The organism is Marmoricola sp. RAF53, assembly GCF_052114005.1.
Taxonomy (GTDB): Bacteria; Actinomycetota; Actinomycetes; order Propionibacteriales; family Nocardioidaceae; genus Marmoricola.
The window spans coordinates 56,889-80,798 of sequence record NZ_JBFRDX010000017.1; the positions used below are offsets into that span (position 1 = coordinate 56,889).

Here is a 23,910-nt window from a genome sequence, read left to right on the forward strand (position 1 = left end):
CGTGTCGAAGTTGCAGCGGTGAGACTACGGGGTCCCGGGCCCCCTGGCAGGCGAATGCACGCGGTGTGGTCGGGCACGCACCCGAGCAGTGTCGGTGCCGTAGGCGAAGATGTCCCGGTGGAGCAGTTCAGCGAGGCCACCCGGGTCTGGTTCGAGGCCGCCTTCGCCGCGCCCACGCCGGCCCAGACGGGGGCCTGGAGCGCGATCGCGGCCGGCCGGCACGCCCTCGTGGTGGCGCCCACCGGCTCCGGCAAGACCCTGGCCGCGTTCCTCGCCTCGCTCGACCGGCTCGCCAGCACGCCGCGCCCGGCCGAGAAGAATCACCGCTGCCGGGTCCTGTACGTCTCCCCGCTCAAGGCGCTCGCCGTGGACGTCGAGCGCAACCTGCGCGCCCCGCTCGCCGGGATCCGGCACACCGCCGACCGACTGGGCGTGGAGATCCCGGAGATCACCGTCGGGGTCCGGTCCGGCGACACCTCGCCGGCGGACCGGCGGCGGCTCCAGACCAGCCCGCCGGACATCCTGATCACCACCCCCGAGTCGCTCTTCCTGATGCTGACCTCGCAGGCGCGGGAGTCGCTGCGGGGCGTGGACACGGTCATCCTCGACGAGGTGCACGCCGTCGCCGGGAGCAAGCGCGGCGCCCACCTCGCCGTGTCGCTGGAGCGGCTCGACGCGCTCCTGGAGCGGCCGGCCCAGCGGATCGGTCTCTCCGCGACCGTCCGCCCGGTCGAGGAGGTCGCCCGCTTCCTCGGCGGCACCGCCCCGGTCGACGTCGTCGCCCCGGTCTCCGAGAAGCGCTGGGACCTGAAGGTCGTGGTCCCGGTCGAGGACATGACCGTCCTCGACGACGACGAGGGCCCCCGCTCCGGCTCGATCTGGCCGCACGTCGAGGAGCGCGTCGTCGACCTCGTCGAGCAGCACACCTCCACCATCGTCTTCGCCAACTCCCGCCGCCTCGCCGAGCGCCTCACCGCGAGATTCAACGAGATCCACGCGGAGCGGGTGGCCCCTCACCCGGTGGTCGAGGAGGTTGCGCGGCAACCGTCTCGAAACCCGGAGCGGTTCCCGGCCGACATGATCGCGCAGTCCGGGGTCTCCAACGGCGCCCCCGGCGTCCTCGCCCGCGCCCACCACGGCTCGGTCTCCAAGGAGCAGCGCGCCGTCATCGAGGACGACCTCAAGCGCGGCCGGCTGCCCTGCGTGGTCGCGACCAGCAGCCTCGAGCTCGGCATCGACATGGGCGCGGTCGACCTGGTCGTCCAGATCGAGTCGCCACCCTCGGTGGCGAGCGCGCTCCAGCGGGTCGGCCGGGCCGGCCACCAGGTCGGCGAGACCTCTCGCGGGGTGCTCTTCCCCAAGCACCGCGGCGACCTGGTCCCCACCGCCGTCGCCGTCGAGCGGATGCGCACCGGCGGCATCGAGGCGCTCCGGATCCCTGCCAACCCGCTCGACGTGCTCGCCCAGCAGGTGGTCGCGGCGACCGCGATGGAGCCGTGGGACACCGATGCGCTCTTCGAGCTCTTCCGGCGCACGGCCTCGTTCGCGCAGCTCCCGCGGTCGGCGTACGACGCGACGCTGGACCTGCTCGCCGGCCGCTACCCCTCCGACGAGTTCGCCGAGCTGCGCCCGCGGATCGTCTGGGACCGGGTCGCCGGCACGCTCACGGCCCGTCCGGGCGCGCAGCGGCTGGCCGTCACCAGCGGCGGCACGATCCCCGACCGCGGCATGTTCGCCGTCTACCTGGTCGGGGCCGACGGGCGGACCGGGCGCGGCCGGGTCGGCGAGCTCGACGAGGAGATGGTCTACGAGTCCCGGGTCGGCGACCTGTTCACCCTCGGCACCACGACCTGGCGGATCGAGGACATCACCCACGACCGGGTGCTCGTCTCCCCCGCGCCCGGGCAGCCGGGCAGGTTGCCGTTCTGGACCGGCGACACCCTGGGCCGCCCGGCCGAGCTCGGGGCGGCGGTCGGCGCGTTCACCCGGGAGCTGTCCGCGCTGCCGCCCGAAGAGGCGACCGCCCGCGCGACGGCCGCCGGGCTGGACGCCTGGGCCGCCGACAACCTGGTGAACCTGCTCGCCGAGCAGCGCGAGGCCACCAACGCCGTGCCGCACGACCGCCAGCTCGTCGTCGAGCGGTTCCGCGACGAGCTCGGCGACTGGCGCCTGGTGGTGCACTCGCCCTTCGGCACCCCGGTGCACGCGCCGTGGGCGCTGGCGATCAACGCCCGGCTGCGCGAGCGGTACGGCGTCGACGCCCAGGCGATGGCCGCCGACGACGGCATCGTGCTGCGGATCCCCGAGACCGACCAGGACCCGCCCGGCGCCGAGCTGATCGCCTTCGAGCCGGACGAGCTGGAGCAGCTGGTCACCACCGAGATCGGCGGCTCAGCACTGTTCGCCTCCCGGTTCCGGGAGTGCGCGGCCCGCGCGCTGCTGCTCCCCCGCCGCGACCCGGGCCGTCGCTCGCCCCTGTGGCAGCAGCGGCAGCGCTCGGCCCAGCTGCTCGAGGTCGCGGCCCGCTACCCGTCCTTCCCGATCGTGCTCGAGACCGTCCGCGAGGTGCTGCAGGACGTGTACGACGTCCCGGCGCTGGTCGCGCTGCACCGCGGCATCGCCGAGCGCCGGGTCCGGCTGGTCGACGTCACCACCCAGCGCGCCTCCCCGTTCGCGCAGTCGCTCCTGTTCGGCTACGTGGCCGCCTTCATGTACGAGGGCGACTCCCCGATCGCCGAGCGCCGGGCCGCCGCGCTCACCCTGGACCAGGGCCTGCTCGCCGAGCTCCTCGGCCGGGCGGAGCTGCGCGAGCTGCTCGACGCCGAGGTGCTCGCCGAGGTCGAGGCCGAGCTGCAGCGGCTCGCCGAGGACCGTCGCGCCCGCGACCCGGAGGGCCTGGTCGACGTGCTCCGGCTCGTCGGTCCGCTCAGCACCGCCGAGCTGGCCGCCCGCAGCCAGGTCCCCGTCGAGGACCCGCTCGACCTGCTCGCCCGCGCCCGCCGCGTCGTCGAGGTGCGGATCGCCGGCGAGGAGCGCTGGGCGGTCGTCGAGGACGTCGCCCGGCTCCGCGACGGCCTGGGCGTCCCGGTCCCGCCCGGCACGCCGGAGGCGTTCACCGAGGTCGTCGCGGATCCGCTCGGCGACCTGGTCGCCCGGTACGCCCGGACCCACGGCCCGTTCACGGCCGCCGAGGTCGCCACCCGGTTGGGCCTCGGGGTCGCGGTCGTCCAGCTCACCCTGACCCGGCTCGCCGCGCAGGGCCGGGTGCTCGACGGCGAGTTCCGGCCCGCCGGCGCCGGCACCGAGTGGTGCGACGCCGAGGTGCTGCGCAAGCTCCGGCGCCGGTCGCTGGCCCGGCTGCGGCACGAGGTCGAACCGGTCGATCCGGCCGTGCTGGGCCGGTTCCTGCCCGCCTGGCAGCAGGTCCGCTCCAGCGGGTCCGGCCGCGGGCTCCGCGGTGTCGACGGCGTGCTCGCGGTGGTCGAGCAGCTGGCGGGGTGCGCCGTACCGGCCTCGGCGCTGGAGGCGCTCGTGCTGCCGAGCCGGGTCGTCGACTACCAGCCCGCCTACCTCGACGAGCTCACCGCCGCCGGCGAGGTGCTCTGGGCCGGCCACGGTGCGATCACCGGCTCCGACGGCTGGGTCTCGCTGCACCTGGCCGACGCGGCACCGCTGACCCTGCCGGTCAGCGACGTCGAGCTCGGCGCGGAGCAACAGGTCCTGCTGGACACGTTCGCCGGCGGCGGCGCCTACTTCTTCCGCCAGCTCTCCGACCTCACCTCCTCGACCGACGACCGCGCGCTCGCAGCGCTGGTCTGGGACCTGGTCTGGTCGGGCCGGCTCGGCAACGACACTCTCGCGCCGCTGCGCGGTTTGACCGGCACCGGAGGCAGCCACCGCACCCGGCGCACGCCCCCGCGGGCGCGGGTCGCCACCGGTCGGGGCCGGCCGGCCATGCCGACCCGCAGCGGACCCCCTGACATGGCCGGGCGCTGGTTCGCGCTGCCCGAGGTCGAGACCGACGCGACCCGGCGCGCGCACGCGGCCGCCGAGGGACTGCTCGACCGGCACGGCGTGGTCACCCGGGGCGCGGTGATCAGCGAGCGGACGCCGGGCGGGTTCGCGGCGGCGTACCGGGTGCTGGCGAGGTTCGAGGAGACCGGGCGCTGCCGACGCGGCTACTTCGTCGACGGCCTGGGCGCGGCCCAGTTCGGCACCGCGGGCGCGGTCGACCGGCTGCGCTCCTTCCAGCGGACCTCGCCCCCGGCGAAGCTCGAGTCGGTGACGCTGGCGGCGACCGACCCGGCCAACCCGTACGGCGCCGCGCTGCCCTGGCCGGCGCTGGAGGGTGGCCACCGGCCCGGCCGCAAGGCCGGCGCACTCGTCGTCCTCGTCGAGGGCGAGCTCGCCCTGTACGTCGAGCGCGGCGGCCGCACCCTGCTCACCTTCGGCGAGGATCCCGAGGTGACCGCGACCGCGATCGCCGGCCTCGGCGACGCCGTCCGGCAGGGCGCGCTCGGCAGGCTCACCGTGGAGAAGGCCGACGGCGCCTCGGTCCTGGGGCAGGATTCGGAGCAGATCCGGTCAGCACTGGAAGCGGCCGGCTTCATCGCGACGAGCAGGGGGCTCCGGATCCGTGCCTGAGGGCGACACCGTCTGGCAGACCGCGCGGCGTCTGGACGTGCTCGACGGCCAGGTGCTCACCAAGTCCGACTTCCGCATCCCCAGCCTCGCCACCGTCGACCTGTCCGGCCGCACCGTGCTGGAGACGGTGAGCCGCGGCAAGCACCTGCTCACCCGGCTCTCGGACGGGATGACCCTGCACACCCACCTCCGGATGGAGGGACGCTGGGACGTCCAGGCGCTCGGGCGGCCGTGGCGTCGTCCCGCCCACGAGGCCCGGGTCGTGCTCCGGACCGCGGAGACCGAGGCGATCGGCTACGCGGTGCTCGTCGACCTCGTCGCGACGATGGCCGAGTCCAGCCTGGTCGGGCACCTGGGCCCGGACCTCCTCGGCCCGGACTGGGACGCCCTCGAGGCCCTCAAGCGGCTGCGCCGCCAGGAGCACGTGCCCATCGGGGTGGCGCTTCTCGAGCAGCGCAACCTCGCCGGCATCGGCAACGTCTACCGCGCCGAGACCTGCTTCCTCGCCGGGGTGGACCCGCACACCCCCGTCGCCGACGTGCCCGACCTGCCCAAGGTGGTCGTGATCGCGCACCGGCTGCTGGAGACGCACCGCGACCGGCACAGCCGGATCACCACCGGCGACCGGCGTCCCGGCCGCCGGCTCTGGGTCTACCGCCGGCAGGGCGGCTGCCTGCGCTGCGGCACCACGATCCGGGTCGACGAGATGGGACCGCACGGAGAGGAGCGGACCGTGTGGTGGTGCCCGTCCTGCCAACCGCCGGCCCGATAGGTTCCGGTCATGACGACGCGACCGCGCGCCCTGAAGCTGCTCGTCTTCACCGTCGGCGCCGGCACCCTCGGCTCGGAGATCGCCGCCGCGCGCCTGCTCGCACCGTGGTTCGGCGCGAGCACGATCGTCTGGGCGAACACGATCGCGATCGTCCTCGTCGCGCTCTCGATCGGCTACGCGCTCGGCGGCCGGTTCGCGGACCGGGACCCGCGCCCGGTCGGGCTGGCCCGGATCGTGCTGGTCGCCTCCGCCCTGCTCGCGGTGGTGCCGTTCGTGAGCGGCCCGTTCCTGCGCCAGGCCGTCAAGGCGGTGGACCAGCTCAGCGCCGCGACCTTCCTCGGCTCGTTGCTCGGCGTAGGGGTGCTGATCGCGGTCCCGCTGGTGCTGCTCGGCATGGTGTCGCCGTACGCCGTCCGGCTCAGCGTCGACTCGGTCGAGGACGCCGGCCGCACCACCGGCCGGCTGTACGCGATCTCGACGGTCGGCTCGCTCTTCGGCACGTTCCTGGCCGCCCTGCTGCTGATCCCCGTGGTCGGGACCCGGCGCACGTTCCTGCTCTTCGCCGCCGCGATGGCGCTCGCCGCGGTGGCGAACCTGGACACGCGCCGCTGGACCGCGGCCGTCGTACCGGCTGCGATCCTCGGCCTGGTCGCCCTGCCGACCGGCACCCTCAAGGGCGCCGGCGGCGACGCGACGGTGGTCTGGGAGCGCGAGACCGAGTACCAGTACGCCCGCGTCGTCGAGGAGCCCGACGGCGAGCGCACGCTGGAGCTCAACGAGGGCCACGCGGTGCACTCGGTCTACCGCGCGGGCGAGTACCTCACCGGAAACTACTGGGACGAGATGCTCGTGCTCGCCCTGGCCGGCGGGCACGCGCCGCCGCGCTCGGTCGCGATCCTCGGCAACGCCGCCGGCACCACCGCCCGCGCGCTCGGCCACTACTTCCCCGGCACCCGGGTCGACGCCGTCGAGATCGACAGCGAGCTCACCGACGTCGGCCGCCGGCTGTTCGGCATGACCGGTCCGAACCTGCACACCCACACCGCCGACGCCCGCCCGTGGCTGGAGGCGTCGACGCGGAAGTACGACGTGATCATGGTCGACGCGTACCGGCAGCCGTACATCCCCTTCTACCTGGCGACCCGGGAGTTCTTCGCGCTGGTGCGCGACCACCTCGAGCCGGGCGGGCTGGTCGTCATCAACGTCGGCCACCCCGAGGGCTCGGACGCGCTGGAGAAGGTCCTGGCCGCGACGATGCGGGCCGAGTTCGGCGCCGACGCGGTCTGGCGCGACCCCGCCGAGGACACCAACACGATGCTGGTCGGCGCCACCGCCACCGATCCGGCCGGGCGCCTCGGCGCGGTCGCGCCGCGGCTGGAACCCGACCTCGCGGAGACGGCGGCGGCGACGGCCGCCCGGATCGGCCCCGCGCTGCGCGGCGGCCGGGTCTACACCGACGACGTCGCGCCGGTGGAGTGGCTGGTCGACACCTCGCTGGCCGAGGTCGCCGAGTAGCGACACGGCACGACAGGTCGTGACGCGGTTGCCGCGGGTCAGCACAATGGGCACATGGAAGCGGACGATCTCGCTTCTGCCGACGACCTCTGGTGGTCCTGGGCAGTGCTCGCCGACTCGGGCCGTTTGCCCGAGGGCTCGGCGTGCGAGCTCGACCCCGACGAGCACGTGCTCAGCTACGACTACGGCGACTCGTGGGCCTCGATGCAGCGGATCGGCGGCGGGCGCGCCGTGATCTGGGGGCGGGCCGGCTCCTCGACCCGGGACGCGATCAGCGCACACCTCGACGTCCTGGCCGGCGCCCCGGACTGGGCGAGCTCGAACGCGGTGTGGAGCTCGATCCGCAACGTGAAGCCGGGCTTCCTCGCCTGGTACTCCCGCGACGGCTGGGACACCAGCACCACCGGGATGTTCGACGGGGTGGTCGAGCTGCTCGGCCCGCTGCTCCGTGCCGACCCGCGCCTGGTCGCCCAGGCCCGCGCCGGCGAGGGCTGCTCGACGCTGCTCCAGCAGGCCCACGGCGTCGCGCACGTGGCCGCCCAGGGCTCGATCCGGAAGCGGCTGCGCCAGCAGATCCACGCGCAGATGCGGGAGACCCCCGAGCGCGACCGGGGCCTGCCGGTCCGACCCACCCTGCTGGCCCGGTGGGCCCGGGTCACCGAGCCGGTCGGCGACTTCGTCCGCACGGTGCAGGTCGACGAGGGCCGGCTGGCCGCCCCGGACGGGGCTGAGACCCTCCCCGAGGCGATGGCGGCGAGTCTCCACAACGTGCTGCGCGAGCTGCACCGCGCCGAGGCGGACGAGGAGTCCGGGGCGTGGCTGCTCGCCCGGGTCAGCTACTCCGACGGCCGGATCCGGCTGGACCGGGCCTTCGACGGACTCCCGGCCTGGTACGCCGGCAAGGGCCCCACCCTGCGCGCCCTCACCTGGGAGATGCAGCAGCGTTCCCCGCGCTGGCGTCCCGCCTGGGCCACGCTGCTCCCCGACTTCCGCTGAATCGCGAGCTACAGCAGCCGGCGCTCGCTGGCCCAGCGGGTGAGCTCGTGGCGCGAGCTGAGCTGGAGCTTGCGGAGGACCGATCCCATGTGGGTCTCGACGGTCTTGATGGAGATGAAGAGCTCGCCGGCGACCTCCTTGTAAGAGTACCCGCGGGCGATCAGGCGCATCACCTCGCGCTCGCGCTCGGTGAGGCGGTCGAGGTCCTCGTCGACGGCGGCCACCTCGATGGTGCCGGCGAAGGCGTCCAGGACGAAGCCGGCCAGGCGCGGTGAGAAGACCGCGTCCCCGGCGGCGACCCGGTCGATCGCGTCGACGAGCTCGGTCCCGGTGATCGTCTTGGTGACATAACCGCGGGCACCGGCGCGGATCGTGCCGATCACGTCCTCGGCGGCGTCGGAGACGCTGAGGGCCAGGAAGCGGGTCTGCGCCGCCTTCCCCGCCGTACGACGGATCACCTCGCCGCCGCCCCCGCCGGGGAGGTGCACGTCGAGCAGGACCACCTCGGGCTGCCCCGCGAGCACGGCCGCGACGGCCTGGTCGACGTCGGCCGCCTCGGCCAGCACCTCGACGGCGTCGCCGAGCTCGGCGCGCACGCCGGCGCGGAACATCGCGTGGTCGTCGACGATCACCACGGTGTGCCGGGTCATCGGTTCCTCCTCAAGGGCCGGTTCATCAGGGGCCTGGTCATCAGCGTTCATCGCTGCGGGTCTTCGGCGGGCTGGTGCAACCGGATCTCGGTCCCCGAGCCGGGGGTGGTCTTCACGGTCGCGTCCCCGCCGTGCCGCCGCATCCGCTCCACGATGCTGTCACGCAGACCGTGCCGGTCCTCGGCGACGCTCTCGGGGTCGAACCCGACGCCGCGGTCGCGGACGAAGACGTCGACCCCGCCGGCGGTGGCCTCGGCGTACACGTCGACCTTCGCGGCGCCGGAGTGCCGGGCCGCGTTCACGGCCGCCTCCCGGGTGGCCAGCACGATCGGGCGGAGCGCCTCGGTCACGGTGACGTCGCCGACGCAGACCACCTCGACCGGGACGCCGTACGCCTCGTCGACCTCGCCGGCGATCCCGCGCAGCGCCGCGTCCAGCGTGGTCGGGTCGCCGCCGGAGGAGTCGAAGAGCCAGGCGCGCAGGTCGCGCTCCTGGGCCCGGGCGAGCCGCGCGACCGTGGTCGGGTCGTGCGCGGACTTCTGGATCAGGGCGAGCGTCTGCAGCACCGAGTCGTGCAGGTGCGCGGCCACGTCGGCGCGCTCCTGGGAGCGCACCCGCTCGGCGCGCTCCTCGCTCAGGTCAGCGGACAGCCGGAAGAGCCACGGGCCGACGATGAAGCCGATCCCGAGGATCCCGAGGGTCGCGGCGATGCCGACGTCCCGGGCCGCGCCCCAGCCGGACCCGCCGACGGAGAACAGCACGATCGCGCCGATGACCATGACGATCCCGACCACCAGCCGCACGTACGACGCAGCCCCGCCGCCGCCGACCACGGCCCGCAGGACGCTGATCCGCCCGGTCGAGTCGACCCAGCGCTCGACCTGGGCCTGGTCGGCCTGGCGCCAGAGCACCGCGACGCCGCCGAGGCCGAGCAGGACCGGCCAGAGGAACGTGCCGCGGCCGGTGACCATGGTGAAGAGCACCGCCAGGCCGAGCCCGATGGCGGCGAGCGCGATCAACGGGCCGTAGTCGACCAGCCGCAGGGTCCTCCCGGTGCGCTTGCCCTGCCGGTCGGCGGCGGCGATCCCGGGGGCGCTGTCGTCGAAGTGCCGCCGGGCGGGCAGCACCATCCACAGGCCGGCGTAGAACACGATGCCGAAGCCGCCGAAGACGGTGAGGACCACGAACGCGATCCGGACCCAGGTCACCGGGATCCGCAGGTGCTCGGCGAGGCCGGCGGCGACACCGCCGAGGTAGGCGTCGTCGACGTTGCGGTAGGCCTTCGGCGGACCGGTCGTCGTACCGACTCCCGGGCCGACTCCTGGGCCGGCGCCCACGGGGCTCGCGCCGGACGGAGTGCTGGTCATGGCCCCATCGTGGCATCCGGGCAGGCGCCGGACATCGGGATCGGCCCCCGGGCCTGCCCTGAGGGTTCGGCGCCGCAGGATCAGGGGCGTCCCCGATGGTGGGGAGGCCGCGCACGGACCACGATGGTGGACATGAACGAGACCTACTCCGGCCAGGGCCCTCACCAGGGCCCCTACCCGGGCTCCCCCGCCGGTCCGCCGGCCGCCGGCCCGCAGCCGCCGCACCAGGACCTGGAGCGGCTTCGCCGCAGCACCGACGACCGCTACATCGCCGGCGTCGCCGGCGGCATCGGCCGGCACTTCGGCATCGACCCGACCATCATCCGGGTGCTGCTCGCGGTGCTCACCTTCTTCGGCGGAGCCGGCGTCCTCATCTACGGCGTCTGCTGGCTGTTCGTCCCGGAGGACGGCTCCGACCGGGCCGCGATCAACGTCGGCGGCGAGCCCCGCAAGGTGCTGCTGATCGCCGCGGCCGGCGTCGCGTTCCTGCTCGCGATGGGCGACGCGTTCAGCGGCTTCAACGCCGGCTGGCCGATCACCGTGATCGCGATCGTGATCGCCGTCGTGCTGATCACCCGCGACCGCAGGCAGGGCCGGGCCGAGTCCCGCGCCGCCCAGGCCGCCGCGTGGGCGGCGCACCGGGAGGCGTATGCCCAGGCCTACCCCCAGACCTACCCGCAGGCCCAGTCGCAGCCCTACGCCCCGGTCCACAACGCGCCGCCCGCCGCGGGCAGCACGACCGACACCGCGGTGCTGCAGGACGGGCCGCCCCCGGCCCCGCCGGCCCCGCCGGCACCCCCGGCCTGGCAGCCCCCGCAGCCGCCGCGTCCCCCGGCCTTCCCGCCGCGGCCCAAGCGCTCCGGCGTGATCTGGTTCTGGCCGACGCTCGCGCTGATCGCGATCGGGCTGGGCACCCTCGGTGTCGTCGATGCCGGGTCCACCGACGTCGTCCCGGCGGCCTACCCGGCGCTGGCGCTGGCGATCACCGGCGTGATGCTCCTGGTCGGCGCCTTCTGGGGCCGTCCGGGTGGGCTGATCCTGCTCGGCTTCGCCTCGACCTTCGGGCTCGCCGTCGCGACCGTGGTCGGCGGGTTCAACTTCGACGGCCGATCGATCGAGGTCGCCCCGACCTCGGCCGCCCAGGTGCAGTCGGCGTACACCGTGCACAACGGCCGCATCGAGCTCGACCTGAGCCAGGTCACCGACCCGCAGGCACTCGCCGGACGCGAGATCGACGTCTCGCTGAAGGCCGGCGAGATCATCGTCTACGTCCCGCGCAGCCTCAACGTCGACATCGACGCGGCGCTCGACTTCGCCGGCGGCATCCGGGTCCCCGGGTACGACGGCGGCGGCATCCAGGACTCGGTCGAGCGCCACCTGGTCGGGACCCCGGCCACCACCAACCCGCCCCTCGACCTGCAGCTGGACGCCACGGTCGGGCAGATCACCGTGGAGCAGCGATGAGCATCCAGCAGACCCCCGGGCAGCCGAGCCCGAGCCCCCGCACCGTCAGCATCCCGCACCTGATCTTCGGGGTCGTCTTCACCGGCATCGCCGCGGTGTGGGCGATCGGCGAGGCCACCGGCGCGGACCTGCCGCGCAGCGCGATCGGCTTCCCGGCGGTGCTCATCGTCGCCGGCGTCGTCGGACTGGTCGCGACCGTGGTCAACGCCCGCCGGCGCAGCCAGCCGGTCCTCGACCAGCAGGTCGAGCTGACCGAGACCGAGCACGAGCACGACCCCGAGCCCACCGTCGTCCTCGACGACCCGGGCCTCCCGAGCACGCACCAGGAGAAGTGATGACCGAGCAGCAGAACCCCCAGCCGCAGCCCCAGCCGCAGCCGCAGCCGCAGCCCGGCTACTACCAGGCCCCGCCGGCGAAGCGCCTGACCCGGACCCCTGACGACCAGATGATCGCCGGCGTCTGCGGCGGCCTGGCCCGGTACCTCAACGTGGACCCGACCCTGGTCCGGGTGCTGGCCGTGGTCGCCCTCTTCATCGGCTTCCCGGCCGTCGCGGTCGGCTACGTGGTCGCCTGGGCGATCGTGCCGAAGGCTTCCCCGGCGCCGTACCCGACGCCGTACCCGACGCCGGTCCCGCCCCAGGGGCCGCCCCAGGGACCGGTCACCGGTTCAACGAACGGCTGATCACCTGGTTGGCGGCACGCTGGAAGCCGCCGACCACGGCCTCGAGGGTCAGCTGGCGCAGGCTGCTCATGGTCTGCTCGAAGCGGGCCTTGTCGTCCTCGGTCTTCGGGCTCTCCAGGTACGGCGTGAGCACCCGGTCCTTGAGCACCGCGGTGAGCTCGTCGGCGAGCTCGTCCATGTGCCGGTTGATGGCCTCGCCGGCGGCGACCATCGAGTCCAGCGGGATCGGCAGGTCCAGGCACTTCACGCCCACCTCGAACGCCGGCAGCACCTCGTACCGGCCGTCGTCGACCTCGTTGATCGACATCATCGAGGCGAGCCGGAGGATCGCCTCGTCGTCGAGCTTGCGGCCTGCCCGGGTCTCGAGCTGGCGGCGGGTGAGGACCTCGTGACCGCCGGTCTTCCAGGAGGTCAGCATCGCCCGCTGGACGGCGAGGTCCTCGACGGTCGCGTCGGCGGGCACCTTGGCCAGGTACTTCTCGATCGCGGCGAGGGTGAACCCGTGGTCCTGGAGCGCGCGGATCAGGTCGAGCCGGGCGCGGTGCTGGACGGAGTAGTAGGCCATCCGGCCGCGCCGGGTGGGCGGCGGGAGCAGCCCGAGGCCGGCGTAGTAGCGCGTGGTCCGGACGGTCATGCCGGTGGCGGCGGCGAGCTCGTCGACGGTGTAGAGGGCCTCGGTCTCGCTGACCAGGTCGTCGTGCTGGGCACTCACGGCATCACCTCCTCGCACGCGCGCCTGATGGCTCGGTCGGTCGGACTGTAACAGTAGAACTGGCACGTTTCCGGGAGGTCGCGCGAGATCCCTTGCATGCTGACAGTATTGCTGTAACAGTTGCCCTGTCACCTTCCTTGCCGAAGGTCGACGCCTCACTCCCCGACAGCCAAAGGACCGCCAGCAGCCATGCGCGACATCTTCACCGCCGAGCACGAGGACTTCCGGCAGACCGTCCGGACCTTCATGGACAAAGAGGTCGTCCCGTTCCACGACCAGTGGGAGAAGGACGGCATCGTCCCCCGCGAGATCTGGAAGAAGGCCGGCGACCTCGGCCTGCTCTGCTTCGACGTCGCCGAGGAGTTCGGCGGTCCGGGCGTCGACGACTTCCGCTACAACGTGATCGTCTCCGAGGAGCAGACCCGGGCGGGTGCCAACGGTCTCGGCTTCTCCGTGCACAGCGACATCATCGTCCCCTACCTGTCCGCGATCGCGAACGACGAGCAGAAGGCGCGCTGGCTGCCGGGCTGCGTCAGCGGCGAGACCATCACCGCCATCGCGATGACCGAGCCGGGTGCGGGCAGCGACCTGCAGGGCATCCGGACCACCGCCGTCGACAAGGGCGACCACTACGTCCTCAACGGCTCCAAGACCTTCATCTCCAACGGCATCCACGCCGACCTCGTGATCGTGGTCGCGCGCACCGACGCCGCCGCCGGCCACCTCGGCTTCAGCCTGCTCGTGGTCGAGGAGGGCATGGCCGGCTTCGAGCGCGGCCGCAACCTGGAGAAGATCGGCCTGCACGCGCAGGACACCGCCGAGCTCTCCTTCAGCGACGTCGTCGTGCCCAAGGAGAACCTGCTGGGCGAGGAGGGCCAGGGCTTCATCTACCTGATGCAGAACCTGCCCCAGGAGCGGCTGATCATCGCCGCCCAGGCGGCCGCCGCCTGCCAGCACGTGGTCGACCTGTGCATCGACTACGCCAAGACCCGCGAGGCGTTCGGCAAGCCGATCGGCAAGTTCCAGCACAACCGGTTCCTGATCGCCGAGATGGCCACCGAGGCCCGGGTGACCCAGACCTTCGTCGACGACTGCCTCAAGAAGCACCTCGACGGCAAGCTCGACACCACCGACGCCTCGATGGCCAAGTGGTGGGCGACCGAGACCCAGAACAAGCTCGTCAACCAGGGCGTCCAGCTGCACGGCGGCTACGGCTACATGCTGGAGTACCCGATCGCGAAGGCCTACCTGGACAGCAGGATCTCGACGATCTACGGCGGCACGACCGAGATCCAGAAGGAGATCATCGGCCGCTCGCTGGGCATCTGACCACCTGAGGAGAGCCCAGAAGGAGGAACGCAGGCGTGAAGGCGATCGACGTACTCACCCGGCGCGGCAGGCGCTACGACAACCTGCGGCGCATCGAGCGGCTCGACCCGGCCGTCCCGGCCGAGTGCGACGAGATCCTCGGCCTGGTGGCGTACCACGAATTCCCGTTCGAGTACGTCCAAGGCACGTCGATCGCCTTCATGCGGGACTACGGCGTCCCGACCATCAGCGACCTCCTCGACCGCACCGGCCGGTTCCGTGACGACGGCCAGAAGCGGTACGACGACACCAGCCTGATCGGCTTCGAGGCCGCGGTCGACGGCATCGACTCCGCGCGGGCGCACGCCGCGGTCCGCCGGATGAACCAGATCCACAGCAGCTACGGGATCCCGAACCACGAGTTCCGCTACGTGCTCGCGACCACGCTGGTCGGGCCGAAGCGGTTCATCGACGCCTACGGCTACCGTCCGCTGCACCCCCACGAGATCGCCGCGATGACCCGGTTCACCACCCGGTTCGGCGAGCTCGCCGGCATCAAGGACCTGCCGTCGACGTACGAGGAGTACGAGCGCCTGCTCGACGACTACGAGGCCGAGCACTTCGCCTACGCCCCGGCGAACACCCGGGTCGCCGAGGCGAGCATGAAGATCGTCACCGACTGGTACCCGCCGTTCGCGCGGCCGTTCGCCCGCCGGGCGCTGATCGCGATGCTCGACGAGCCGCTCCGGGTGGCGCTCGGCCTCCCGCGGCAGCCGCGCTGGCTGACCGCCGCGATGGACGGGCTGCTGCGCCTGCGCGGCCGGCTGATGCGGCACCTGCCGCCGCGCCGGGCCGACGACGGGTACGCCCACGACGCCTCGCGGACCTACCCGTTCGGCTACAAGATCGCCGACCTCGGCCCGCTCACGCACAGCACCGAGGTGCACGCCCACGCACCGGCGGAGGCCGCCGGCACGACCGCCCTGCAGTACCGAACAAGTGAAGGTGCCTGATGGATTTCGACCTGCCCGAGTCCGCCCTCGCCGTCCGTGAGGGCGTCGCCGCCGTCGCGGCGAAGTACGACAACGCGTACTGGTCGCGCTGCGAGGAGGAGCACCGCTTCCCCGACGAGGTCTTCAAGGACCTCGGCGACGGCGGCTGGCTCGGCCTCTGCATCCCCGAGGAGTACGGCGGCGGCGGGCAGGGCCTGCTCGAGCTCGCGGTCGCCAACGACACCCTCTGCGCCTCCGGCGGCACGGCCGGCACCTTCCTCTACGTCACCACCCCGGGCTTCGGCGCGATGACGCTGGTCCGGCACGGCAGCGAGGAGCAGAAGCAGCGGATCCTGCCCGGCATCGCCGACGGCAGCATCCAGTTCTGCTTCGCGCTCACCGAGCCGGACGCCGGCAGCAACGCCATCGAGATCACGACGGCCGCCCGGCGCGACGGTGAGGACTTCTTGATCAAGGGCCAGAAGGTCTGGATCTCCAACGTCGAGCGCGCCGACTGGATGGTCGCGGTCACCCGCACCATCCCCGCCGCCGACGCGCTGGAACAAGGGGGGACGCGCACGTCCGGCTTCACCCTCTTCCTCGTCGACGTCAAGGAGGCGCTCGCCGCCGGCACGCTCTCCTACACGCCGATCCCGAAGATGGGCAGCAACATCCTGCACTCCAGCCAGGTCTTCTTCGACGACGTCCGGGTGCCCGCCGAGAACGTGCTCGGCGAGGTCGACCAGGGCTTCGGCGTGCTCTGGGACGTGCTCAACCCCGAGCGGATCCTGGCCGCCGCGGGCGGCGTCGGCTCGGCTGACGCCGCGCTCGACGTGGCCGCGCAGTACGCCCGCGAGCGGGTCGTCTTCGGCCGCCCGATCGGCGCCAACCAGGCGATCCAGTTCCCGCTCGCGCAGATCAAGGCGAAGACCGAGATGGCCCGGCTGATGACCTACAAGGCGGCCTGGCTCTTCGACCAGGGCCGGATGTGCGGCAACGAGGCCAACGTGGCCAAGCTCGCCGCCGCCCAGGTCGGCTGGGAGGCCGCCGACCAGGCCTTCCAGACCCTCGGCGGGATGGCGTACTCGAAGGAGTACCCGATCGAGCGGATGTTCCGCGACGCCCGGATCGCCAAGAACATCCCGGTGTCGGAGCAGCTCGTGCTCGCCCACATCGGCACCTCGATGCTCGGCCTGCCGAAGAGCTACTGAGCCGGCACCCACCGCCACTGCCCGCCCGACCCATCCGAGGAGACCGCCATGACCGACGTACTCGCCGAGCGCGCCGAGATCGACGCCGCCATCGCCGGCCGCAACATCGCGCACGCCTTCGCCGACACCGTCGCCCGGCTGGGTGACGCGCCGGCGTACTCCGACAAGGTCGGCATCGAGGGCCCCGGCTGGCGGACCCTGAGCTGGAGCGAGCTGCGCAGCCAGGCGCTCGACGTGGCCGCTGCGCTGATCGACCTCGGCGTGGAGCCGGGCGACCGGGTCGCGATCATGGCGACCAACCGGATCGAGCACGTCCTCGCCGACATCGGCGCGATGCACGCCGGCGCCATCGGCATGTCGATCTACAACACCCTCTCCCCCAGCCAGGTGGCCTACGTCTCCGACCACGCGGCGCCCGCGGTCGTGGTCCTGGAGAACGCCGACCACGTCGCCCGCTGGTCCGAGGCGCTCGCGGCCAGCCCGCCCCGGGTGCTGGTGCTGATCGACGCCACCGAAAGCCCAGTACCCGCGGTCCCCTGGGACGACCTGGTCAAGCGCGGCCAGTCGCTGCGCGCCGACCTCCAGCCCGAGATCGACCGGCGCTGGCAGGCCGTCGACCTCGACGACCCGGCGACGATCCTCTACACCTCCGGCACCACCGGGAGCCCCAAGGGCGTGGTGATCACGCACCACAACGTCCTCTTCGAGGTCGGCAGCACCGACAGGACCGTCGGCGCCAGCGCGGACGAGGAGCTGGTGACGGTCTCCTACCTGCCGTACGCGCACATCGCCGAACGCGTGCTCGGTATCTACCTGCCCCAGGTGATGGGCGCGCACCTGCACCTGATCGCCGACCCGGCGCAGCTGGTCGGCGCGCTCGGCGAGGTCCGGCCGACCCGCTTCTTCGGCGTCCCGCGGGTCTGGGAGAAGATCCAGACGGGCATCTCCGGCCTGCTCGCGATGGAGACCGACGAGGCCAAGAAGCAGGCGGTCGCGGACGCGATGGCCGTCGGCCTGGAGTACGTCGAGTCGCTGCAGTACGGCAGCACCACCAGCCCCGAGCTGCAGGCCCGGTTCGACGCGGTGGACGCGGCGGTGCTCACCCCGATGAAGTCGATGCTCGGACTGGAGCGCGTCGCCTGGGCCGGCAGCGCCTCGGCGCCGATGCCGCTGGAGACGGCGAAGTTCTTCGCCGGCCTGGGCTTCTCGATCTACGACATCTACGGCATGACCGAGACCTGCGGCGCGGTCACCGCCTGCGGCCCCGGCGCGTTCCGGCTCGGCACCGTCGGCCGCGCCCAGCCCGGCATCGAGGTCACCCTCGCCGAGGACGGCGAGATCCTGGCGCGGGGCCCGGTGACCACCTCCGGCTACCACAAGAACCCGGAGGCGACGGCCGCCCTGGTCGACGCCGACGGCTGGGTGCACACCGGCGACATCGGCGAGATCGACGAGGACGGCTTCGTCAAGGTGGTGGACCGCAAGAAGGAGCTGATCATCACCTCCGCCGGCAAGAACATCGCCCCGTCCAACATCGAGAACATGCTCAAGGAGAGCCCGCTGGTCGGGCACGCGCTCGCGTACGGCGAGGGCAAGCCGTACGTCGTCGCCATCCTCACCCTCGACCCGGACGTGGCGCCGATCATCGCCGGCAAGCTCGGCATCGAGGGGTCTGACGCCACGCTGACTGCACTCTCGATGAACCCCGCCATCCTCGGCATCGTCGGCCAGGCCGTGGAGAAGACCAACGAGCGGCTGTCGCGCCCGGAGCAGGTCAAGAAGTGGAAGCTGCTCCCCGTCGAGTGGACCGCCGAGTCCGCCGAGCTCACCCCGACGCTCAAGCTGAAGCGCCGGGTCGTGCACACCAACTACGCCGACGAGATCGCCGCGCTCTACGCCACCACCGCTGGTTGAGGAGGGCCGGCACGGCCCGTCTCGACACCCCGTCTCGACATCCCCTCCCAGGAGAACCGATGACCAGCACCGCCAGCTCGAACGTCACCCACCTGCCGACCTACCCCTCGGCCCGGCCCGCCTGGGTCACCGACGAGGTCGTCGCCCGGCTCACCGACCGGGTCTTCCGCTCCCCGGACGGGGACGAGTCGATCGTCGCGACCGCGCCGTACGACCTCGCGCCGATCGCGCCGGTGCCGACGAGCAGCGCCGCGGACGTCGCGGCGGCCGTCGAGGTCGCCCGGCTCGGGGCAGCCGCCTGGAACCGGCGCTCGTTCCGGGACCGCGCCGCGGTGGTGCTGGCGTTCCACGACCTGTTCCTCGCCGAGCAGGACCAGCTGATCGACCTGATCCAGTGGGAGATGGGCAAGGCGCGGTTCAGCGCCTGGCAGGAGATCCTCCAGGTCGCGAACATCGCCCGGCACTACGCCCGGGTGGGCGAGAAGTACCTGGCGCCGAAGTCGGTGCGCGGGGCGATCCCCGGGCTCACCAAGGTCGCCGAGACCCGGGTGCCGAAGGGCGTCGTCGGGATCATCTCGCCGTGGAACTACCCCTTCTACCTCGGCGTCGGGGACGCGATCCCGGCGCTGCTGGCCGGCAACGGCGTGGTGTCGAAGGCCGACTCGCAGACCGCGCTGACACTGCTCTTCGCGCGCGAGCTGATGGGCCGGGCCGGACTGCCGACCGACCTGTGGCAGATCGTGGTCGGGCGCGGCAGCGTGATCGGCACCGCGCTGATCGACCAGGTCGACTACATCGGCTTCACCGGCTCGACCGCCACCGGCCGGACCGTCGGCGAGCAGGCCGGCCGCCGGCTGATCGGCGCCTCCCTCGAGCTCGGCGGCAAGAACCCGCTGATCGTGCGGCCGGACGCCGACCTGACCAAGGCGGCCGAGGGCTGCGTCGCGTCGTCCTTCGCGAACACCGGCCAGATGTGCATCCACACCGAGCGGGTGCTCGTCCACGCCGACGTGTACGACGCCTTCAAGGCGGCCCTGGTCAAGGCGACCGAGGGCCTCCGCCTCGGCCAGACCTACGACTACACCGTCGACATCGGCTCGCTGGCCTCCGAGGCGCAGCTGGCCACCGTGGTCGACCACGTCGAGAACGCCCGGGCGCACGGCGCCACCGTGCTCACCGGCGGCCGTGCCCGCCCCGACCTCGGTCCGCTGGTCTACGAGCCGACCGTCCTGGAGGGCGTCGACGCGTCGATGACCGTCTGCGCGGAGGAGACCTTCGGCCCGGTGATCTCGCTCTACCCGTTCAGCACCGACGCCGAGGCGATCGAGCTCGCCAACCGCGGCAGCTACGGACTCTCGGCGAGCATCTGGACCAAGGACACCCACCGGGCCCGGCTGATGGCCGCGGCGATCCGCTCGGGCTCGGTGAACATCAACGACGGCGCGGCCGCCGCGGCCGGCTCGATCGAGGCCCCGATGGGCGGCATGGGCGACAGCGGCCTGGGTCGCCGTCACGGCGCCGAGGGCATCCGCAAGTACACCGAGGCGCAGACCGTCGCCGAGCAGCGCGGGATGGCGCTCGGCCCGCCGGCATCGATGGCGGTGGAGAAGTTCGTCGCGATGACCAACGGACAGCTCAAGCTGCTCCGCAAGCTGCGGGTCAGGTAGGTCGTCGGTGGAGGTGCGAGCCGAGCGAGCCTCGAAACCGTTCGACATCGGCGACCAGATGGCCGGTACCGCCGGCATGCTCGGCGCCGCCGCGAACGTGGTCATGCAGCTCGGCCACCCCGGCGTCGGCTACGGCGTCCTGGAGAGCCGGGTCGACTCCGGCAACGTGCTGCTGCACCCGTGGAAGCGCCTGCGCACGACGCTGAGCTACCTCGTGGTCGCGCTGTTCGGCTCCCCCGCGGACGTCGACGCCTACCGCAAGGCGGTGAACCGGGCACACGCCCAGGTGCGGTCACGGCCGGACAGCCCGGTCGAGTACAACGCCTTCGACCCGGCACTCCAGCTCTGGGTGGCCGCCTGCCTGTACGTCGGCTTCCGGGACGCGCGCACGCTCTTCCTCGGCCCGATGGACGAGGCGACCGCCGACGGGCTGTACGACTACTGCCACCGGCTGGGCACCTCGCTCCAGGTCCCGCGGGACGCCTGGCCGGCGGACCGGGCCGCGTTCGAGGAGTACTGGCGGGCCGGGCTCGCGGAGGTGTCGTACGACGAGCCGGTCCGCGCCCACCTGCTCAAGGTCGTGGACCTGGAGATGGTGCCGCGCTGGATGCGGTTCGGGAACGCGCCGGTGAACCGGTTCTTCACCGTCGGGATGCTGCCGCCGGAGGTCCGCACCGCGATGCGGCTGCCGTGGACGGCCCGCGACCAGCGCCGCTTCGAGCGTGCCGTGAGGGCGTTGCGCACGATCACCCGGCTCACCCCCCGCTGGGCCCGCGTGCTGCCGATCCACCTCCAGCTCGCCGAGGTCCGTCTCCGGATCCGCCGCGGCTGGCAGCTCGTCTGACCCGTCGTTCACGGCAGCCGGATCTCCAGGAACTCGGGGCGGTAGAGGAACGGGTCGGCCTCGACCTTGCCGACGTCGGTGTTGTTGCGGCTGTAGGAGACCAGGACCTTCCCCGGGCCGGGGTGGCCGAGGTCGGGGTGGGCCAGCGGCATGTAGCGCAGCTGGCCGGAGCTGAGGTCGGTCGCCACGGTGCCGACCTTGGTGCCCCCGTCCCACGGGCCCCGGGGTGACGGCGCGGTCCACACGACCAGGTCGCTGCCGAAGACCTCGTCGCGCTTGCTGACGGCGTACCAGCGGCCGTCGCGCTCGAAGACGCTCAGGGTCTGCGAGACCCCGTGATCGGCCGCGATCAGCTCGGCCGCCTTCGCGGCCGAGCCCTGCCAGTGCTTGCCGTCCCAGTACTGCCACTTCTCCGGGTGCAGGAAGTCGTCGATCTTCGTGCGCGCCACCCGGAGCGAGAAGCCGAAGACACCCTTCTGGTCCGGCCGCGCGGTCCCGTAGAGGTAGACCTGGTCGCCGTCGACCGCGGCCGCGGCGCCCCACTCCGGGCGGGCGGAGTCCGGGTCGTCGGGCCCGAGGTCCTGCTGCGCGACGAGCTGCGGGGTCTTGCCGACGGGCACGACGAACAGCGCCAACGACGAGCCCAGCGTCTCGAACGCGTAGGCGCCGTCGGGGGCGTCGGTCCCCCGCACCCGCTGGGTCACCATGCCGACGAGGTCGTACCCGTCGCGCGCGGTGCGGGCGACCGACATCGGCCAGTAGCCGACGCCGTCCTTCCGGTCCGGGACGACCGCTCCCTTGTCCGCGGGGACCACCGACCGGACGCAGCCCTCCCCCAGGACCAGCATCGAGTTGCGGACGAACCGCTGCCCGTCGAAATCCGGCGAGCGCAGCGTGTCCCCGAAGACCCAGAGCCGGCGACCGTCCTGGAGCCCGACGTCGGCACCGACGTCGGCGCCCTGGAACGCCGGGCCGCCGCGGACCGTGCCGACGAACTTGTTGAGGTCGGCCAGCGTGCTGATCTGCGGGGTCCCGACGCAGGTGGTCTCGGCGGCGCCCGGCACCGGCGTCGCGCTCACCACCCCGGCCGGGCGCGGCGCGAGCACGGTCATCGCGACCAGCGCCAGCGCCACCGGGACGGCAGCCGCGAGCACCCGCAGCCGCCAGTGCGCCTGCGGCGGCTCGGACGGATCAGCCCCGGTCGGCCGGCGTACCTGCGCGGCCACGAGCACGACGACCAGCGAGACCAGCAGGATCCCGAGCAGCACCCAGGTCGAGCGCAGCGCGACGACGTCGCCGGCGTACCAGGTGAGCCGCGCGGCCAGGTCGCGCGCGGCCCCGTGCACCGTCCAGGGGACCACCTCGGCCCAGAAGCCGGGCAGCAGCCGGTAGTCCCGCCCGCCGAGCAGCGGCGTCGCGAGAAGCACCAGCAGCGCTCCGGCGACGGCGACGCCGGCCCAGCCGAGCAGCACCTCGAGCGCGAGAGTCCCGGCCGCGGCGGTGACGCCGACGAACGTGCCGAGAAGCCACCAGGTCAGGAACGCCCCGCCCTGGGTGGCCGCGACGACGCCCGCCAGCAGCAGGCTCGCTCCGGCGCAGGTGCCGGCGACGACGAGGAGGAGGCGGCCGTCCGGGACGGCCGCCGGGTCGCGGCGGCGGCGCACCAGCGACCAGGCGACCGCGATCCCGAACCCGCCGACCACCCAGAGCCCGCTGGCCAGGGCGACCGTCCGACGGCCCACGTCCGGGTGCTCCCCGGGCTCGACCACGTCGGTGGTGAAGGTCCGCCCCATCGGCGTGCCGACACGTTCGGCGATCCGCTCGGCCAGCCGGGTCGTCCGCGGGTCGTTGACACCGGCGACGAGCAGGACGTCCTGCACCTGCTCGGGGTCGACCACCAGGGTGGCGACCACGTCCCCGTCGCGGACGGCCGCGCGAGGGTCCGCGTCCGGGTCGAGCACGGAGGCGTCGACCGGGTCTCCGGGAAGCGCGTCGAGCCGGTCCGCGACCGCCTGCGCGACCACCGGCGGCCCCTGGACCGCGACCGGGAGCCGGTGCGGCTGGGCGTCGGACTGGCCTCGCTGCCAGACGAGCAGGCCGCCGACGACGACCACGAGAAGCGTCAGGAACGCCCAGGACCTCCGGGTCACGGGTTCACGCAGGCATCCCCGCCAGGACCGGTGCCCCGACCCGCCGCACCCTCCGCCGGCGTACCGACCGCACGCTGAGCGCGAAGGCGACCAGCGCCCAGACGACGAGCAGGAAGGCCACCGCCGCCGGCGAACCGACCCGGCCGCCCGAGGCGAGCTGGCTGGCCGCGTTCACGTACGCCGTCAGCGGCATCAGCCCGTTCAGCGTCCGCAGCACCGACGGGGCCGTCTCCAGCGGGGCCACGTTCGCCAGCGCCGCGACCTGGAGCAGCAGGAACAGCAGGAAAGCGGCGACCCAGCCGTTGCCGAGGCCGAGCCGCATCGCGAACGCGATCAGCGTGAAGCAGACCGCGGCCAGCACGGTGAGCAGCGCGAACGGCAGCACCGACGCGACACTCACCCCGGCGACCCAGACCCCGAGCCCGACCGCGGCCGCCTGGACCAGCGCGATCCCCAGCACCGGAAGGACCTGCAGGAAGGCGATCCGACGCGAGGCGACCGGCGCCAGCGCGTTGCGTCGGGCGGCGGACGCGTCCGCGATCGCCGCCCCGGCCAGCGCCGCCACCCACAGGGTGACCGCGACGATCGCCGCCAGCAGCCACGAGTTGCCGTGGTCGTCGTGCTGGAGCGCGTGGGTCAGGTCGACCGGCTGGCTGACCGTGTCGGCCAGCGCGGTCTGCTGGGCATCGGTGTAGGTCGGCGTCTCCGCGGCGCCCTGGGCCAGGCCGCTGCTCAGCTGCCGGGCGCCGCTGTCGACCGAGCCCGCGCTGCTGCTCAGCGTCGCGCTGCCGGAGGCCAGCGACTCGCTGGCCGTCGCCGTCTCCTCGGTCCCGGTCGCCAGCGTCCCGGACGCCGCGTCCAGCGACGCCGCCCCGGCGGCGACGCCGGCGGCACCGGTGGCGACCTTCGCCGCGCTGCTGCTCAGCCGGCCGCTGGCACCGTCGAGCGCCTTCGCGCCGCGGGCGACCTCGCGCTCGGCGTCGGCGAGCGCCTTCGCCCCGGAGGCGAGCGCGTCGTCGGCG

Annotated in this window: 18 protein-coding genes; 13 read left to right on the forward strand and 5 right to left on the reverse strand. The window is 73.3% G+C overall.

What is annotated here, in order from left to right:
- Positions 1–54: 54 nt before the first annotated feature.
- Genes AB4Y76_RS15330 through AB4Y76_RS15345 form a run of 4 tightly spaced genes read left to right on the forward strand, consistent with a single transcriptional unit; the run spans position 55 to position 7,927 of the window.
- Positions 55–4,644 carry an ATP-dependent helicase gene (locus tag AB4Y76_RS15330; protein ID WP_441926777.1) on the forward strand — a complete coding sequence of 1,530 codons (4,590 nt, stop codon included), beginning with the start codon at positions 55–57 and terminating at the stop codon, positions 4,642–4,644.
- On the forward strand, positions 4,637–5,416 hold the full coding sequence (locus tag AB4Y76_RS15335) for a DNA-formamidopyrimidine glycosylase family protein (protein WP_441926779.1): 780 nt from the start codon (positions 4,637–4,639) through the stop codon (positions 5,414–5,416). Before AB4Y76_RS15330 ends, AB4Y76_RS15335 begins: the two co-directional genes overlap by 8 nt.
- Positions 5,417–5,425: 9 nt before the next feature.
- On the forward strand, positions 5,426–6,931 hold the full coding sequence (locus AB4Y76_RS15340) for a spermidine synthase (RefSeq protein WP_441926781.1): 1,506 nt from the start codon (positions 5,426–5,428) through the stop codon (positions 6,929–6,931).
- A 54-nt stretch (positions 6,932–6,985) separates the two neighbouring features.
- The gene (locus tag AB4Y76_RS15345; RefSeq protein ID WP_441926783.1) at positions 6,986–7,927 is read left to right on the forward strand and encodes a hypothetical protein; all 942 of its coding nucleotides are present in this window, start codon (positions 6,986–6,988) and stop codon (positions 7,925–7,927) included.
- Positions 7,928–7,935: 8 nt separating this feature from the next.
- Here AB4Y76_RS15345 and AB4Y76_RS15350 read toward each other — a convergent pair whose 3' ends face one another.
- Both AB4Y76_RS15350 and AB4Y76_RS15355 read right to left on the reverse strand, forming a co-directional pair.
- Positions 7,936–8,577, reverse strand: a complete 642-nt coding sequence (locus AB4Y76_RS15350) for a LuxR C-terminal-related transcriptional regulator (protein WP_441926785.1) — start codon at positions 8,575–8,577, stop codon at positions 7,936–7,938.
- Between the two features lie 47 nt (positions 8,578–8,624).
- The gene (locus AB4Y76_RS15355) at positions 8,625–9,944 is read right to left on the reverse strand and encodes an ATP-binding protein (protein ID WP_441926787.1); all 1,320 of its coding nucleotides are present in this window, start codon (positions 9,942–9,944) and stop codon (positions 8,625–8,627) included.
- Positions 9,945–10,076: 132 nt separating this feature from the next.
- Between AB4Y76_RS15355 and AB4Y76_RS15360 the strand changes: the two genes are divergently transcribed.
- From AB4Y76_RS15360 to AB4Y76_RS15370, 3 genes are read left to right on the forward strand one after another with little or no spacing between them, the layout of a single operon-like run.
- Entirely contained in the window at positions 10,077–11,408 is a 1,332-nt protein-coding gene (locus tag AB4Y76_RS15360; RefSeq protein ID WP_441926788.1) for a PspC domain-containing protein, read from the forward strand.
- Entirely contained in the window at positions 11,405–11,743 is a 339-nt protein-coding gene (locus AB4Y76_RS15365) for a hypothetical protein (RefSeq protein WP_441926790.1), read from the forward strand. Before AB4Y76_RS15360 ends, AB4Y76_RS15365 begins: the two co-directional genes overlap by 4 nt.
- Complete coding sequence (locus AB4Y76_RS15370) at positions 11,743–12,090, forward strand: PspC domain-containing protein (RefSeq protein ID WP_441926792.1); 348 nt, start codon at positions 11,743–11,745, stop codon at positions 12,088–12,090. Before AB4Y76_RS15365 ends, AB4Y76_RS15370 begins: the two co-directional genes overlap by 1 nt.
- On the opposite strand, the gene AB4Y76_RS15375 is transcribed toward AB4Y76_RS15370, so the two are convergent.
- On the reverse strand, positions 12,068–12,802 hold the full coding sequence (locus AB4Y76_RS15375) for a MerR family transcriptional regulator (protein WP_441926793.1): 735 nt from the start codon (positions 12,800–12,802) through the stop codon (positions 12,068–12,070). The genes AB4Y76_RS15370 and AB4Y76_RS15375 overlap by 23 nt on opposite strands.
- Before the next feature lie 189 nt (positions 12,803–12,991).
- Here AB4Y76_RS15375 and AB4Y76_RS15380 point away from each other — a divergent pair, with 189 nt between their 5' ends.
- Genes AB4Y76_RS15380 through AB4Y76_RS15405 form a run of 6 tightly spaced genes read left to right on the forward strand, consistent with a single transcriptional unit; the run spans position 12,992 to position 20,738 of the window.
- Positions 12,992–14,131, forward strand: a complete 1,140-nt coding sequence (locus AB4Y76_RS15380; RefSeq protein WP_441926795.1) for an acyl-CoA dehydrogenase family protein — start codon at positions 12,992–12,994, stop codon at positions 14,129–14,131.
- A gap of 35 nt (positions 14,132–14,166) precedes the next feature.
- Positions 14,167–15,123 (forward strand): oxygenase MpaB family protein, encoded by a 957-nt coding sequence (locus tag AB4Y76_RS15385; RefSeq protein WP_441926797.1) that lies wholly within the window; start codon positions 14,167–14,169, stop codon positions 15,121–15,123.
- Positions 15,123–16,313 (forward strand): acyl-CoA dehydrogenase family protein, encoded by a 1,191-nt coding sequence (locus AB4Y76_RS15390; RefSeq protein WP_441926799.1) that lies wholly within the window; start codon positions 15,123–15,125, stop codon positions 16,311–16,313. Before AB4Y76_RS15385 ends, AB4Y76_RS15390 begins: the two co-directional genes overlap by 1 nt.
- Before the next feature lie 48 nt (positions 16,314–16,361).
- Positions 16,362–18,227, forward strand: a complete 1,866-nt coding sequence (locus AB4Y76_RS15395; RefSeq protein ID WP_441926801.1) for an AMP-dependent synthetase/ligase — start codon at positions 16,362–16,364, stop codon at positions 18,225–18,227.
- Positions 18,228–18,286: 59 nt separating this feature from the next.
- The gene (locus tag AB4Y76_RS15400; RefSeq protein WP_441926802.1) at positions 18,287–19,894 is read left to right on the forward strand and encodes a succinic semialdehyde dehydrogenase; all 1,608 of its coding nucleotides are present in this window, start codon (positions 18,287–18,289) and stop codon (positions 19,892–19,894) included.
- 7 nt (positions 19,895–19,901) lie between these two features.
- The gene (locus AB4Y76_RS15405) at positions 19,902–20,738 is read left to right on the forward strand and encodes an oxygenase MpaB family protein (protein ID WP_441926804.1); all 837 of its coding nucleotides are present in this window, start codon (positions 19,902–19,904) and stop codon (positions 20,736–20,738) included.
- An 8-nt stretch (positions 20,739–20,746) separates the two neighbouring features.
- On the opposite strand, the gene AB4Y76_RS15410 is transcribed toward AB4Y76_RS15405, so the two are convergent.
- Both AB4Y76_RS15410 and AB4Y76_RS15415 read right to left on the reverse strand, forming a co-directional pair.
- Positions 20,747–22,888 carry a DUF4185 domain-containing protein gene (locus AB4Y76_RS15410; RefSeq protein ID WP_441926805.1) on the reverse strand — a complete coding sequence of 714 codons (2,142 nt, stop codon included), beginning with the start codon at positions 22,886–22,888 and terminating at the stop codon, positions 20,747–20,749.
- 4 nt (positions 22,889–22,892) lie between these two features.
- The coding region (locus AB4Y76_RS15415) for a hypothetical protein (protein ID WP_441926807.1) at positions 22,893–23,910 on the reverse strand (1,018 nt) is incomplete at its 5' end.